Source organism: Stenotrophomonas rhizophila (assembly GCF_020857975.1).
Classification (GTDB): domain Bacteria; phylum Pseudomonadota; class Gammaproteobacteria; order Xanthomonadales; family Xanthomonadaceae; genus Stenotrophomonas; species Stenotrophomonas rhizophila_C.
The window spans coordinates 145,699-160,086 of sequence record NZ_JACWUO010000004.1 but is presented as its reverse complement, the minus strand read 5'-3'; the positions used below and the strand labels follow the sequence as shown (position 1 = coordinate 160,086).

Genomic DNA, 14,388 nt, shown 5'->3' with positions numbered 1-14,388 from the left:
GGCACTATCATGGCCGCTCTGCCATGGAGGACCCGGATGAGCCAGCCACCCCGCCAAACCAGTACCACGGCCGTGATCAGCCTGATCATGGGCATCCTCGGCTGGACCTTCCTTCCGCTGGTCGGCAGCCTGGTGGCGATCGTCACCGGCCATCTGGCCCGCGCCGAAATCCGCCGCCAGCCCCAGTATTTCGAGGGCGATGGCCTGGCCATCGGCGGGTTGATCCTGGGCTACGTGGTGGTGATCGGCACCGTGCTGGCGGTACTGGCGATGATCCTGTTCTTCGGCGGACTGGCCTGGTTTGCCGCAACCCAATCGTAATGGCGAGGTTCCCATGAGCCGATCGGATTCCACCGAACGTTTCAGCAGCCGCGTTGCCGACTACGTGCGCTACCGTCCGGATTATCCGCCGGCCCTGCTGCACTGGCTGCATCACGATATCGGCATCCCCACCGAAACCCTGGTTGCCGACATCGGCGCCGGGACCGGCATCTCCACCCGCCTGTTCCTGGCCAGCGGCCACCCGGTGATCGCGGTGGAACCCAATGCGGCCATGCGCAATGCCGCCGAACAATGGCTGGCCCCGGATTACCTGCGCCTGAAACTGGTCGACGGCACCGCCGAGGCAACCACCCTGGCACAGGACAGCGTTGGCCTGGTCGCCGCGGCCCAGGCCTTCCACTGGTTCGACACCGCCGCGGTGCGCCGCGAATGGGCGCGCATCCTGCACCCGGGCGGGATGGCGCTGGTGTTCTGGAACTCGCGCCTGCTCGATGCCTCCCCGTTCCTGGTCGGCTACGAACAGCTGCTGCTGGAGTTCGGCACCGACTACACCCAGGTCGCCGAACGCTACCAGGACGATGACGCCATGCGTGCCTGGTTCGGCCCGGGCCTGCGCGGCCTGGCCAGTTTCCCCAACGTGCAGCGCATGGACCTGGATGGCCTGCGCGGCCGCCTGTTGTCTTCTTCGTATGCCCCCCAGGCCGGGCACCGGCGCCATGCACCGATGCTGGAGGCGCTGCAGCAGCTGTTCGACGCCCACGCGGTGGATGGCCAGGTTGCCTTCCAATACCACACCCGTGCCTTCATCGGCACGCTGGACTGATTGAACGCCATGTACTCGCTTGCCCGTCCCTTCCTGTTCGCCCTCGATGCCGAGCGCGCCCACGGCCTTGGCCTCAACGCCCTGGAGCTGGCCTGGCGCACCGGCACCACGCCGTTGCTGGCCGGCCGCATCGCGCCGTTGCCGACCAACGCCTTCGGCCTGAGCTTCCCCAACCCGGTCGGCCTGGCCGCCGGCCTGGACAAGAACGGCGAGCACATCGATGCGCTGCTGGCGCTGGGTTTCGGCTTCGTCGAGATCGGCACCATCACCCCGCGCCCGCAGGAAGGCAACCCGAAGCCGCGGCTGTTCCGGCTGCCGGCCCACCAGGCCATCATCAACCGCATGGGCTTCAACAACCTGGGCGTGGATGCGCTGGTGCGCAACGTCGAGCGCGCCAAGCGCCGCACCGGCCTGCTCGGCATCAACATCGGCAAGAACAAGGACACGCCCAACGAGCGGGCGTTCGACGATTACCAGCACTGCCTGCAGAAGGTGTACCCGCTGGCCGACTACATCACCGTCAACATCTCCTCGCCCAATACCGCCGGCCTGCGTGAGCTGCAGGAAGAAAACGCGCTGCGCCAGCTGGTCTCGCAGCTGCGCGACAGCCAGGAAAGCCTGGCCGCGCAGCATGGCAAACGGGTGCCGATGCTGGTCAAGGTCGCCCCGGACCTGAGCGACCGCGACATCGACGCGGCCGCGCGCGTGCTCAGCGAACTGCAGGTGGACGGGGTGATCGCCACCAACACCACCATCGACCGCAGTGCCGTGGCCGGCGACCGCCAGGCCGACCAGGCCGGCGGCCTGTCCGGCGCGCCGCTGCTGGGCCAGTCCACGCTGGTGCTGCGCCGGCTGCGCGCGCGCCTGCCCGAGTCGATGCCGCTGATCGGCGTCGGCGGCATCCAGTCCGGTGCCGATGCGGTGGCCAAGATGTCCGCCGGCGCGGCGCTGGTGCAATGCTACAGCGGCCTGATTTTCCGCGGCCCGGCACTGGTGCAGGACTGCGTGGAGGCGATCCGCCGCCGCCGCGAAGCCCCCAGCCGCGGTGCGGTCGCCCCCCTATGAGTAATGCAATGCCCGCCTGGACCCTGACCGAAAACGCCTCGCTGCAGGCGCTCAACACCTTCCACGTCGACGCCAGCGCCGACCAGCTGCTGGAGCTGCACGACCCGGCGCTGCTGCCGGAGGTGCTGGCACTGCCGCAGGTGGCCGGCCAGCCGCTGCTGGTACTGGGCAGCGGCAGCAACGTACTGCTGGCCGGCCACGTGGACGGCACCGTGCTGGTATTCGCCAACGCCGACATCCAGATCCTGGAACACCGCGCCGACCACACCGTGGTCCGCGCCGGGGCCGGGGTGAACTGGCATGGCCTGGTGATGTGGTCGTTGCAGAACGGGCTGTCCGGGCTGGAGAACCTGGCGCTGATTCCCGGCACCGCCGGTGCCGCGCCGATCCAGAACATCGGCGCCTATGGTGTGCAGGTGGAGGAATTCATCCAGGCCGTGGAAGCCTGGGACCGCCACAGCGGCCAGTGGGTGCGGCTGGACAGCGAGGCCTGCCAGTTCGGCTACCGCGACAGCGTGTTCAAGCGCGAGACCGACCGCTACCTGATCAGCGCCATCGAGCTGCGCCTGCCGCTGCTGCATGACCTGCGCCTGGGCTATGCCGGCATCAGCGAGGAAATGCAGGCGATGGGCGTGGAACTGCCGGTCGCCGCCGATGTCGCCAACGCGGTGATCAACATCCGTCGGCGCAAGCTGCCCGACCCGGACGTGCTCGGCAATGCCGGCAGCTTCTTCAAGAACCCGGTGCTGCCGCTGGAGCAGGTCGAGGTGCTGCTGCAGCACTTCCCCGAACTGCCGGTCTACCCGGCCGACCAGGACAGCCGGCGCAAGCTGTCGGCCGCCTGGATGATCCAGGCCTGCGGCTGGAAGGGCTACCGCGACGGCGATGCCGGGGTATCGGCCGAGCATGCGCTGGTACTGGTCAACCATGGCACCGCCAGCGGCCAACAGCTGCTGGCGCTGGCCCGGCAGATCTCGGCCTCGGTGCTGGAGAAGTTCGGCGTGCCGATCGAACCGGAGCCGCGCCTGATCGGCGCCCAGTGGTGAGCCCGGCCCTGGCACTGCCCACGCCGATGCCGATGCGCGCGGCATTGCTGATGCTCGGCAGCACCCTGGCGTTCGGGCTGATGGCGGTGTCGATCCGCTATGCCACCGCCTCGGTGCCAACCCAGGAAGTGGCGTTCTTCCGCAACGTGTTCGGGCTGCTGGTGCTGCTGCCGATGCTGCTGCGCCCCGGCCGCGCCTCGCTGAAAACCCGGCAGTTGCCACGCTACTTCATCCGCAGCGCGATCGGGCTGGCCTCGATGCTGTGCGCGTTCTGGGCGATCGGCCACCTGCCGATGTCGCAGGCGATTTCGCTGTCCTATTCCACCCCGCTGTTCGTCACCATCGCCGCGGTGCTGTGGCTGGGCGAAACCGTGCGCGCGCGGCGCTGGGCGGCGGTGATCATCGGTTTCATCGGCGTACTGATCATCGTGCGGCCAGGCTCGACCAGCTTCACGCCCGGCACCCTGATGGCGGTGCTGGCCGCGGTGCTCAGTTCGCTGGTGGCGATCCAGATCAAGCAGCTCACCCGGGTCGACAGCGCCGATGCCGTGGTGCTCTACACCTACGTGTTCTGGGTACCGCTGTCGCTGCTGCCGGCCGTGTTCGTCTGGATCTGGCCGACCGGCATGGCCTGGTTGTGGCTGGCGGCGACCGGCCTGTTCGGCACCGTCGGCCAGCTGCTGTGGACCCGCGCGCTGCGGCTGGGCGAAGTGTCCGCGCTGACCCCGATCAGCTTCATGCAGCTGCCCCTGGTGGCCGTGCTGGGCTGGCTGCTGTTTGGCGAAACCCTGGACCGCTGGACGGTGATCGGTGCCAGCATCATCCTCGGCGCCAACGCCTATATCGCCCACCGCGAAGCGGTGCTGTCGCGGCGCGCGGCCTCCGAGGCCGCATCCGCCGGCGCAAAGCCGGGCGAATAAGACGACAAAAATGGCCATTTATGCCGTAAAACGCCATTAATGCGACATATATGACGCTTTATAAGATCATAAACTTGTCGACATAAAGCGCCAAACTTGACTTCTTAACCCGCTGGTGGGATATAAGACGCCAGGAGGGTCGCTTTATGAACATCACACACCTGAGTACCGACCAGGCCGTACTGCTGGAACTGGGCCAACGCCTGGCCACCCTGCGCCTGTCGCGCGGCATTACCCAGGAGCAGCTGGCCCACGCCGCCGGTGTTTCCAAGCGCACCGTGCAACGGCTGGAAGATGGCAGCCCGGCACAGCTGACCAACCTGATCCGCTGCCTGCGCGCACTGGACCAACTGGAAGCACTGGACATGCTGCTGCCCAAACAGGCCGACAATCCGCTGGACCTGCTGCAACGCCGCGGCCAGCCGCGCCGCCGCGCGCGGCCCGGCGTGGCCGAACCGCCTGCCCCGGCCTGGGTCTGGGGCGATGAAAAATGAGCACCACCGCCGAGGTGCGCCTGTGGGGCAGCCGTATCGGCGCGGTCAGCCTGGCCGACGGCGAGCGTGTGGCGCAGTTCGCCTACGACCCGCAGTTCGCCCGCTCCGGCATCGAAGTGGCGCCGTTGATGATGCCGCTGGCCGCCGGGCGCAGCTACAGCTTCCCCTCGCTCCCCCAGGCCAGCTTCCACGGCCTGCCCGGCCTGCTGGCCGATGCACTGCCGGACAAGTACGGCAACACCCTGATCAACGCCTGGCTGGCCACCCAGGGCCGTACCCCGGACAGCTTCAACGCGGTCGAGCGGCTGTGCTACACCGGCACCCGCGGCATGGGCGCGCTGGAGTTCGCACCGGTGCACGGGCCACGCGTGCGTACCGCCCACAGCATCCAGATCGATGCGCTGGTCGCGCTGGCCAGCGAAGTGCTCAGCCACCGCCACGACCTGCGCAGTTCCTTCGGCGATGAAGCCCGCGCCGATGCGCTGCGCGACATCCTGCGCGTGGGCACCTCGGCCGGTGGCGCGCGCGCCAAGGCGGTGATCGCCTGGAACCAGGCCAGCGGCGAAGTGCGCTCGGGCCAGGCCACCGCCGCGCCGGGCTTCAGCTACTGGCTGCTCAAGTTCGATGGCGTGCGCAACAATCGGGACAAGGAACTGGCCGACCCCATGGGCTATGGCGTGGTCGAATACGCCTACTTCCGCATGGCGCGCGCTGCCGGCATCGCCATCGCCGACTGCCGGCTGCTCGAGGAAGGCGGCCGCCGCCACTTCATGACCCGCCGCTTCGACCGCAGCGACGATGGCGGCAAGCTGCACATGCAGTCGCTGGCGGCGATCGCCCACTACGACTTCAACGACCCCACCGCATACGCCTACGAGCAGGCGCTGCTGGTCATGCGGCAGCTGCAGCTGCCGATGGCGCAGCTGGAAGAACAGTACCGGCGCATGGTGTTCAACGTGATCGCACGCAACCAGGACGACCACGTGAAGAACATCGCCTACCTGATGGACCGCCGCGGGCAATGGTCGCTGTCGCCGGCATTCGACATCACCTGGGCCTACAACCCCGACGGCGACTGGACCGCACGCCACCAGATGTCGATCAATGGCAAGCGCGAGGATATCGGCCTGGCCGATCTGGCCGCCTGCGCGGCAACCGCCTCGATCAATGCCAGCCGCGCCCGCGAGATCGTCGAACAGGTCCGCCACAGCGTGCGGCAGTGGCCGCACGTTGCCGATGCCGCTGGCGTCGCGCCGGTCTGGCGTGAGCAGATCAGCCGCAGCCTGCGCACCGCCATCCGCTGAGCGCAGCGCGCAGCGGTGGCCATCGCCGACACCGGTCCGTCGCCGCCAACCACGCTCAGGTCGCGCTGCAGGTACCGTTCGCCCCGCAACGCGGGCACCGTCCCGAGTGCATCGCCTACACTGCCTACCCCTTGCCAGCGACCACCCCGCATGCGCCAGCACGCTCCGCATCCGCATTTCCGACGCAGCCCGGCCACGCTCCTGGCGGGTACCGCATGAAGGTCGTGGATCTGCCCGACATCCGCGCCGCGCTTGACCTGGACGCGGCCTTCGAGGCGGTGCGCCAAGGCTTCATCGCGCATTTCCAGGGCCGGGTCAGCCTCGGCGCGGTGTCGCATCTGGCACTTCCGGCAGTATCCGGCGACTGCCATGTCAAAACCGCTTCGATGCATGGCCAGGACTGCTTCGTGGTCAAGGTTGCAACCGGCTTTCCGCACAATGCGGCACAGGGTCGGCCAACCAGCAACGGCATGATGGTGCTGCTGGACGCCAACACCGGCGTGCCGCGCTGCCTGCTGCGCGATGCGGGCTGGCTCACCGATATGCGCACCGCCATGGCCGGTGCCCTCGCCGCCGAACTGCTGCGGCCGACCGAAGGCGACACCCTAGGGATCGTCGGTACCGGAGTGCAGGGCGCACTGCAGGCACGCCTGGCAGCACACCGCGGCGGGTTTTCCACACTGCTGATCTGGGGCCGACGCTACCCGCAGGCGCAGCAGCTGGCGGCCGAACTGTGCGCCGAGGGCATCCGTGCACGCGCGCTACCCAGCCTGGACGACCTGGCACGGGCCAGTGATGTACTCATCACTACCACGCCAACCTCGACGCCACTGCTGCAGGCCGGCATGTTCGAGCGCCGCGTGCGCATCGTCGCAGTCGGTGCCGACAGCCCAGGCAAACAGGAGCTCACGACCACACTCACCGCCGCGATGGACATCCTGATCGCCGACAGCATCGATCAGTGCCTGGACCACGGTGAACTGGCCAGCGCATTCGCGCTGGGCCACATCAAGCGTTCGCAGGTGACCGCATTCGGGCAGTACCTGGCCGAGGCCACGGCCATTCCCAACGCTCAATCGGTCCTGGTCGATCTCACCGGCCTGGGCATCCAGGACCTGCAGATCGCCTTGACGATATGGAACAACCTGCCCGGGCGCGATCCGGGCGACGCCTGAGCGGCCGCATCAGGCAGGAACCGTCGCCGCCACCCAACTGCGCGCCGCGCTGTCGACCACGTTGCCCGGCGCGAACTGTTCGTCCATGTACCGCAGTGCCTGCCGGCGCTGGGTCGGTGGTCGTGCGGCCGCGCCCGGCTCCAGCATCAGGTCATGGAACTCCTGGATGTCATGCAGGATCCGCCAATGCCGGTAGTAGGCCAGCCGTGCCCGGTCCACCGTCACCGCACCATAGCCCTGGCGGAAACCCGGCGGATCTTCGCGGCCCCAGCGCCCGCCGACGCCGGCGCCGACCAGCATCAGGTCGCGCTCGCGCGGCGCCAGCACCATGTCGTCCCAATCGATCAGGCACAGCCCCGCGTCGGCGCGCAGCAGCAGATTGCCCGCGTGCAGGTCGCCATGGCACAACACCCGCGTGAACGGCTGCCGCGCCAGCCGCTCACGCAGCGCCACGCAACGTTGCCAGACCTCGGTGATGCGCAGGCGGTGCTGGCGCCAGCCGCGCAGATACTGCTCGGCCAGTGCATCGGGCAACGGCCAATGCGCATCGCCCCGGCGCAGCCAGGCCCCCACCCGTTCCACTGCGGTGTCGTCATCGAACCCGGGCTGGGCCAGCCCGGCGGCAAGCTCGGCCGGCAGGCGCACCTCATGCACCTGGCGCAGCACCTGCCCCAGCCGCTGCCACTGCGCCTGCGACAACGCCGCCTCGAACCCGGACTGGCCTTCGATATAGGCAAACAGCGTCCATTGCATCCCGGCATGGCGCAGCGCCGGGGTGCCGTCCAGCGCCGGCTGCGGCGCCACCACTTCCTCCAGCTCGACGTGCTGGCGCAGATACTGCAGCACCTTCCACACCGTGTCGTGCACCGCATAGCGCCGGCACTTCAGCCACCAGCGCCGGCCATCCTGCGCGGCCACCTGGTAGACCGTCGCACCGGCATCGGCCCCGGCCGGCCGCTGCACCACCGCCGTCGCCTGCACGCCCCAGCCATGCGCAAGCACCGCGCCGATCTGCGCAGAAGACAATTCCTGTGGATGCAGCATCACTCCGCCATGGCGCGCGAACAGAGCGTCACTATCGCAGAGTCCACTGCGCCAACACAGCGCAATGCGTCACGTAGTGACGCATCAATCCCGGTTAAAATATCCACCGGCGGCGACCATCGGGCGGCGCCGCCCCGCTCACCCAGCGTCGCCGATCACCTGCAGTTCGCGCTGCAACAGCGCCTGCGCTTCCTCATGCTGGAACTGGGTGGCAAACAGCGGGACGGCAAACACGAACTGCACGCCGTCGTCCTCGCGCTGGATTACATGGGCCAACTGCAGCCGGGCCAGTGCCCGCCGCAGCTGTTCCGGCTCCACGCCCACGCCGGCCGCGTCGAACATCGCCAACAGCTGCAGCAGGGTAACGCCGCGCGTCCCTGCGGCGGCCAACTGCGCGCAGGCGATGCGGTAGACCACGATGCGGTCGACCCGGCACGCCTGCGGGTCCGGACTGAGCCGTGCCCAGCCGGCCAGTGCATCGAACACCGGCTCGGCTGCCAGCGCCGCATGCAGCTGCGCGGCGTCGATCAGCCGTTGCCCGCGCGCCAGCTGCGACAGCAGTTGCTGGCAGACGATGGCCACCAGGTTGGCACGCCGGCCACACGCGGCCACCAGTTGGCGCGGCAGCCCGGGCAGGCTGAAATGCACGCCCAGCCGCGCCATCGGCAGGGTTGCCAGGGCCTGGCAGGCCTCGTCCTCCAGCCCACCGACATGGATCACCTCGCCGAAGTTGCGCAACGGCGAAGCGAAATCCAGGGTCACCGCTTCGTACAGATCCCAGAACCCGGCCAGCATGAAATGGCAGCGGCCCTGCTCGCTCAGCGCGCGCAATGCCGCCAGCTGCGGGTAGCCCTGGGCCGCTTCGGCGCGCAGGAACAGGTCGGTTTCATCGATCAACAGCAGCACCCCGCGGCCTTCGGCGCGTGCGGCCAGCGCGGCCACCAGCGCATCGATGCCGGTGTCCTCGGCCAGGCCCAGTTCCAGCGCCAGGCGCACCGCCAGGCGGTGGTCGCGCAACGACAGGTACACGCAATGCACCCGCGGGTGGCCGGCAAACCGCCGTTCGATCGCCTTCATCAGGCTGGTCTTGCCCAGTTGCCGCCCGCCGACCAGCAGGTAGTTGCCCGGCTCGCGGTTGAGCACGCGCGCCAGCAACGATTCGCGGCCGAAGAACGCCGCCGGCCGGGTGATCCCGCCATGGGTCTGGTAGGGCGAAATGCGGGTGACCTTGAGTTGCCGCGCCAGCAACCCAACCAGCAGCTGCAATGCGCCGGGCTGCAGCAGCCAGCGGGTCTGCGCGGCCTGGTCCAGGCACACGCACAGGTTGGCCGGATCATCGGCGTGGGCCATCAGCACCGTCTCCACCGCCAGCGACGGGCTGACCACCAGCACCACGTCCTGGCCATTGGGCATGCCGCGCAGTTGCTGCACGATCGCCTCGCCGGACAGCCCGGGCGCGGGCAGATACAACCACAGCCGTTCCAGTGCCAGTGGCAGGGTCAGCGGCAGGGTCCACTCGCGTACAGCGCCGGCCAGCGCCCAGTCGCGCGCCGGTGCATCGTCGGCGCCCATCCGCGCGGCCAGTTGCGCGGCGCGCAGCGCCGGTTCGGCGGCGGCATGGCGCAACGCCTCGCGCCAGCGCACGGTCGCCACCCCCGCTTGCGCCAGCACCCGCCCGCGCAGGCGCAGCCAGCCCAGCTGGCGGTCCAGCAGCGGCAGTGCCTGCAGCGGCTGGCCCAGCAACTGCGCCGGGTCGCGCACGATCGCGGCCACCGCCGGCCGCAGCCGGTACCAGAGCAGGCCCAACCCGGCCAGCAACGCCCCGGCCAGGACCAGCAGCAGGGTCAGCCACTGCACCATCGTCCACGGCGCATGCCCGTGGCAGTTCGGCGGCAGCCAGCGCGAGGGCGGTGCCGGGGTACCCGGCCGGCAGCTCCAGTGCCGGGTGCGCGGCTCCAGGGTATGTTCCAGCACCGTGCCCGACAGCCCGGTATGGGCCGGGAAACGATCGGTGAAGCGCAACCGCAGCAGGAATGGGGCGAGCAGTTCGGCCTGCACCAGCGCCTGCTCGGGGTCGTGCACGCCCGGCACCGCCACCTGGGCAGGCCATTGTTCGGTCTGCAGCCACGCCGTCAGCGCCTCTTCGCGCAGGAACATGCTGTCGATCGCCGCCTGCTGCATCAACATCATCGCCTCGCCATCGCGATGCAGCCGCCACGCCACCCACGGGTTCAACATCGGCGCGAACAGCAGGCTGCCGATGAACCAGGCTGCCGCCGCGATCAGCAGCAGGCGCCAACCGCGCCAGCCACGCATGTGCAGCAGCCGGCTCATGCCGGTACGTCATCCAGGCTGTCGATCACCAGGTGCACGGCACGGACAATCGCCGCGCAGCGCCATTCCAGCCACTGCCCGTCCGGATGCGTGCGCGCGGCCAGCAGGTTGTTCCAGTACAGCTGGCGCAGCAGCGGATCGACCAGGTACGGCCGTGCCGGTCCCAGCCGGGTGCGTGCCAGCCAGGCAGCGATCGCCGTTCGCGCAGCGCGCTCGCGCAGCAACGGCAACAACGCCTCCCACAGCCGCGGATGGGTGGCCAGGGTCTCGGTCAACGCAGCATCGTCCGGCGCCGGCCCGCCGGCCGCCTCCTCCAGCAGGGCCAGTGCTGCCTGTGCCAGCAGCGGATGGCCGCCGGACAGATGCAGCGCACGTACCCGCGTGGCCAACGGCAGCACGGTCGCACTGCCGCGCTGCAAGTCGTCCGCGTCCAGTTCCGGCCAGCTCTCGCTGGCGGCGATATTGAGCAGCGACAGATCACCGCCCTGGTATTTCAGGTCCGCCAGCGCCGCGCCGCCACAGATCAGCAGGTGCAGTTTGCCGCTATACATTTCGCTCAGGCTGCGCAGGATGCCGGCCAGCACATCGCGCGGCCCGGCCGCGCCCTGTTCGAAGCGGCTGACCAGGCAGAACAAGGCACCGGGCTGCTGCAGCCGCTGCGCCAGCGCCGCTTCGAAACCGGCATCGAAACCGACCCCGGCCAGGCCGCATTGCGCGGCCAGCAGCGCGAAGTAATCCTGGTCGCCATCGCCGGCGCGGAACGGTGGCTGCAGATGCAGCACCCGGTCGCTGCCGTAGCGTGCCGCCGCCTCGGCCAGGATCGCCGCGCGTTCGGGCGGCTGGCCCCAATGCGCCTGGGTCAGCAGCAGGCATACCGGATAGGGACGCAATTGCTGCAAGCGGTCGAACAACTGCAGCACGGTGGCCGGGATGACCACCGCGGCGTCAGTGGCCGCCACCGCCGGCTCGGCCGGAAACTCCGGTTCGAAGCCGGCCGCCTGCAGCAGCGTATTGCTCTCCGCCTCGGTCAGCCGCAGGTAGTTGGCGCACGCCAGTACCCGGCCGCGATGGCGTCGGCTGGGCCGCGAGGTGCCAGCGCGCCAGTTGTTGACCGCCTCGCGGCTGATGCCGATCTCCGCCGCCACCCCGCCGGCGCTGGCCCGGATCCGGCGCATGTGGCGGGACAGCAGGTCCGCGAACTCCGGGACGGGCATGGGCAGGGACCAGAATGGGCAAGGGTTCGCCACCCTACCGTGGCCATCGGCGCTGTCAACCATCGACGCGGCGTGCATGCGCGGCACCTGCCTTACGCCGCCGCGCGGCGCACGAACAGCCGCCGGGTCAGCAGCAGGTGCAGCACCCCGGCCAGTACCACCAGCAGCAACAGCCCCACCGTCAGCCGCCCCAGCACCGGGCCCAGGTCCTTCTGGCTGCGCAGGCGTTCCAGCCGCTCGAAGCGGGACGGGTCGGCGCGCGCGTAGGCCACTTCCACCTGCGGCTGGTCGCCTAGGTACGGCGTGGCATTGGCCTCGGAGGTGGCGAACTGGCCGCGATGGCGCTGGCCGTTGGCGGTGAAGTCGTAGCGGAACTGGTACTCATGGCTGACCCGGCCCTTATGGCGGCTTTCCTCGATGCGATCCAGCTGCACCGGCGCCATCACCGTCACCGCATCGCCGAGGATGGCCTGGGCCTGGCGGTGGCCGCTGAGTGCGGACAACACGAACACGGCGGCCACCCCGACATAGGCCAGGCTGCACAGCCAGCGTGAGGCGCGGGTCAGGTGGATATGCGTGGCGTCGGATACAGGAATGCGGATCATGGTATTTCCCCCGTGGAATGAATGGTTGTCGCTGGCGGCAGGCAGGCCGAAGGCAGCAGATAGTGTGTGCGGCGCCGCCATGGGCGCGAACCTGCAAGCCGTCAACCACCGCTACGGCGTGGTTGACAATGCGTCAACCCGCCGAGGGCGATCAGAACAATTCGTCCCGGCCGCGGTAGACAGCGAGCGCAACCGCGCGATCTCATCAGGCAATTCGCTGAAGGCATCGGCCGGCTCGGACTTGAGGAACCAGTCGGGCGCAGCACTGCATGCACTACACACGGAACACATCGGCCCGCGACGCGCCGCCCACCTGCGCCTGGACGCGCGCACCGGCCAGGCGCCCGCGCCACACGGCGGGCAGCACCAAGCCTATGTCGGTGAGCGTGCACCGAATCGTGGCAGGCACATTCTGTTTTCCGTGGTGGTCTGGATGGAGTGCAAGGACCTGGTCAACCGGTCAACCGCCGCATCACGGCCTCCAGCGGGCCCCGCGATGCGCGCCGCGACCATGCCCAGCCCAATACCGTGGCCAGCAGCAGGAACACACACGCGGCCCATGCCACCTCGCCGAGCGTGCGCCCGTTGCCAAGCATGCCCAATGCCTCCAGCGTCCCCATACCGACCAGGATGTGGGCGACATACAAGGTCAGCGTCATCCGCCCCACCGGCAGCAATGCACGCAGCGCCCTGGCGCCGGCCCGCCGCATCAGCAGCAGGCACGCACCAATGACGGTGCACGCCGCGCCCAGGCCGGCGAGCAGATAGGTCGGCCCGGGCGGCAGCGGCTGCACGTCGAGCAGCGCCTGCCAAGCGCCGCCGGCGGCCAGCGCCTGCACCGCATAGGCCGCAGCCAGCATCAGCGCACCGGTCACCAGCAGCGCGAGCTGCACCCGGGGCTGTGCCAACGGCATCCGTGCCAGCCACATGCCCCCCAGCAGGAACACCATCCACGGCAGCACCGGGTGGAACCCATTGAACAACAGGTTGCGCGCGAAGCCTGGCCACTGCCACATCCCGCTGTACTCCAGCGTCTGCCAGTTCCAGCCCTGGCTGTAATCCAGGTGCAGCAGGCAGCCCCACGACAGCAGCGCCAGCGCAAGCATGCTGATGGCCAGCGTCCGGGGCGTTGCACGCAGCCACAGCACGGCCAGCACGAAGTAGCAGGCGTAGTAGTGCAGGATGTCTGCCGGGAAGATCAGCAGGTTGACCAGCCCCAGCACCGCCAGGAACAGCGCGCGCCGCCAGGTCTGCCAGACGGCGGCGCGCAGCGTCAGCCGCCGCGTGCCCAGCACCAGCCCCATGCCAGCCAGCATCACGAAGGTCGCCGACGCCTTGCCCTCGAGGAAGTGGAAGAACGCTGCCAACAGGCCACCCTCGGCGGTGCCCACCTCCATCGCCAGGCGGAAGTTGACCAGCACCATTCCGGCCAGGCTCAGATAGCGCGCCACATCGATGCCATCAAGCCGCGCTGCGTCATGGCTGCTGCTCATATCGCGCCACCCAGCAGCGCATCCAGCAGCGCCGGCTGCAGGACCGGTACCCTGGCAGGCATGATCCCGCCATCGGCATCCAGCCCACGCCGCAGCCCATCGCTTTCCACGGCATCCAGCAGCAACTGTGCGATCAGCGCCGGCGACAACGCCGTCGCACGCGGCAGCCGCGCGATGTACGTCGCCAACGCCTGCAGCAACTGCGCGCGATTGCGCGCGAAGGCAGTGGCAACGACCGGGTTGCGGGCGGATTCGGCCAGTACTTCCACGCTCAACCGCGCCCACTCGCGCCGCGTACACAGTGCGTGGTAGTCGCGCAGGAAGCGCTTCAGGGCGGTGCGTCCGCCGCTGCCTGACGCAAGTGCCGCCAGCAGCGGCGCCAGCTCGGTCTGTTCCGCACCGGCCACGGCCAGGATCAGGGCTTCCTTGCTGGCGAAATGGTTGTACAGATTGCCCAGGCTGACACCCGCCGCCTGCGCGATGTCGCGCATGCTGGTGGGGTGGAAGCCCTGCGCAATGAAGCAGGCCATCGCGGCGTCGAGGATGTGGGTGGCGCGCTGCCGGGTCTGGTCGAGTCGTTTCATGCGGC

Annotated in this window: 14 protein-coding genes; 8 read left to right on the top strand and 6 right to left on the bottom strand. The window is 69.1% G+C overall.

Translation table 11 applies throughout. The features are described 5' to 3' along the window. The first annotated feature begins 36 nt into the window (after nt 1-36). The 8 genes from IC535_RS05805 to IC535_RS05770 all read left to right on the top strand — a co-directional run bounded on the left by IC535_RS05805 (nt 37) and on the right by IC535_RS05770 (nt 7,109). Nucleotides 37-321 carry a DUF4190 domain-containing protein gene (locus tag IC535_RS05805; protein ID WP_228885075.1) on the top strand — a complete coding sequence of 95 codons (285 nt, stop codon included), beginning with the start codon at nt 37-39 and terminating at the stop codon, nt 319-321. Nucleotides 322-334: 13 nt separating this feature from the next. Next, nucleotides 335-1,105: a class I SAM-dependent methyltransferase gene (locus IC535_RS05800; protein WP_228885077.1), complete on the top strand. Its 771-nt coding sequence runs from the start codon at nt 335-337 to the stop codon at nt 1,103-1,105. Between the two features lie 9 nt (nt 1,106-1,114). Then, on the top strand, nt 1,115-2,170 hold the full coding sequence (locus IC535_RS05795; protein WP_228885080.1) for a quinone-dependent dihydroorotate dehydrogenase: 1,056 nt from the start codon (nt 1,115-1,117) through the stop codon (nt 2,168-2,170). Continuing rightward, entirely contained in the window at nt 2,167-3,216 is a 1,050-nt protein-coding gene (gene murB / locus IC535_RS05790; RefSeq protein ID WP_228885081.1) for a UDP-N-acetylmuramate dehydrogenase, read from the top strand. The genes IC535_RS05795 and murB overlap by 4 nt, the downstream gene beginning before the upstream one ends. 32 nt (nt 3,217-3,248) lie before the next feature. Then, entirely contained in the window at nt 3,249-4,136 is an 888-nt protein-coding gene (locus IC535_RS05785) for a DMT family transporter (protein ID WP_228885250.1), read from the top strand. A 146-nt stretch (nt 4,137-4,282) separates the two neighbouring features. Then, a complete protein-coding gene (locus tag IC535_RS05780; protein ID WP_228885083.1) occupies nt 4,283-4,630 on the top strand; it encodes a helix-turn-helix domain-containing protein in 348 nt (115 codons plus the stop codon). Continuing rightward, nucleotides 4,627-5,934: a type II toxin-antitoxin system HipA family toxin gene (locus IC535_RS05775; protein WP_228885085.1), complete on the top strand. Its 1,308-nt coding sequence runs from the start codon at nt 4,627-4,629 to the stop codon at nt 5,932-5,934. The genes IC535_RS05780 and IC535_RS05775 overlap by 4 nt, the downstream gene beginning before the upstream one ends. A gap of 131 nt (nt 5,935-6,065) precedes the next feature. Beyond that, complete coding sequence (locus tag IC535_RS05770) at nt 6,066-7,109, top strand: hypothetical protein (RefSeq protein ID WP_228885087.1); 1,044 nt, start codon at nt 6,066-6,068, stop codon at nt 7,107-7,109. Between the two features lie 9 nt (nt 7,110-7,118). On the opposite strand, the gene IC535_RS05765 is transcribed toward IC535_RS05770, so the two are convergent. The 6 genes from IC535_RS05765 to IC535_RS05740 all read right to left on the bottom strand — a co-directional run bounded on the left by IC535_RS05765 (nt 7,119) and on the right by IC535_RS05740 (nt 14,383). Next, entirely contained in the window at nt 7,119-8,153 is a 1,035-nt protein-coding gene (locus IC535_RS05765) for a phosphotransferase enzyme family protein (RefSeq protein WP_228885088.1), read from the bottom strand. 138 nt (nt 8,154-8,291) lie between these two features. Continuing rightward, on the bottom strand, nt 8,292-10,487 hold the full coding sequence (locus tag IC535_RS05760) for an ATP-binding protein (RefSeq protein ID WP_228885089.1): 2,196 nt from the start codon (nt 10,485-10,487) through the stop codon (nt 8,292-8,294). Further along, nucleotides 10,484-11,701, bottom strand: a complete 1,218-nt coding sequence (locus IC535_RS05755; RefSeq protein ID WP_228885091.1) for a hypothetical protein — start codon at nt 11,699-11,701, stop codon at nt 10,484-10,486. Before IC535_RS05755 ends, IC535_RS05760 begins: the two co-directional genes overlap by 4 nt. A 92-nt stretch (nt 11,702-11,793) precedes the next feature. Next, complete coding sequence (locus tag IC535_RS05750; RefSeq protein WP_228885092.1) at nt 11,794-12,306, bottom strand: hypothetical protein; 513 nt, start codon at nt 12,304-12,306, stop codon at nt 11,794-11,796. A gap of 452 nt (nt 12,307-12,758) precedes the next feature. After that, a complete protein-coding gene (locus IC535_RS05745) occupies nt 12,759-13,799 on the bottom strand; it encodes a DUF418 domain-containing protein (RefSeq protein WP_228885093.1) in 1,041 nt (346 codons plus the stop codon). Then, complete coding sequence (locus IC535_RS05740; RefSeq protein WP_228885094.1) at nt 13,796-14,383, bottom strand: TetR/AcrR family transcriptional regulator; 588 nt, start codon at nt 14,381-14,383, stop codon at nt 13,796-13,798. Before IC535_RS05740 ends, IC535_RS05745 begins: the two co-directional genes overlap by 4 nt. Nucleotides 14,384-14,388: the final 5 nt, after the last annotated feature.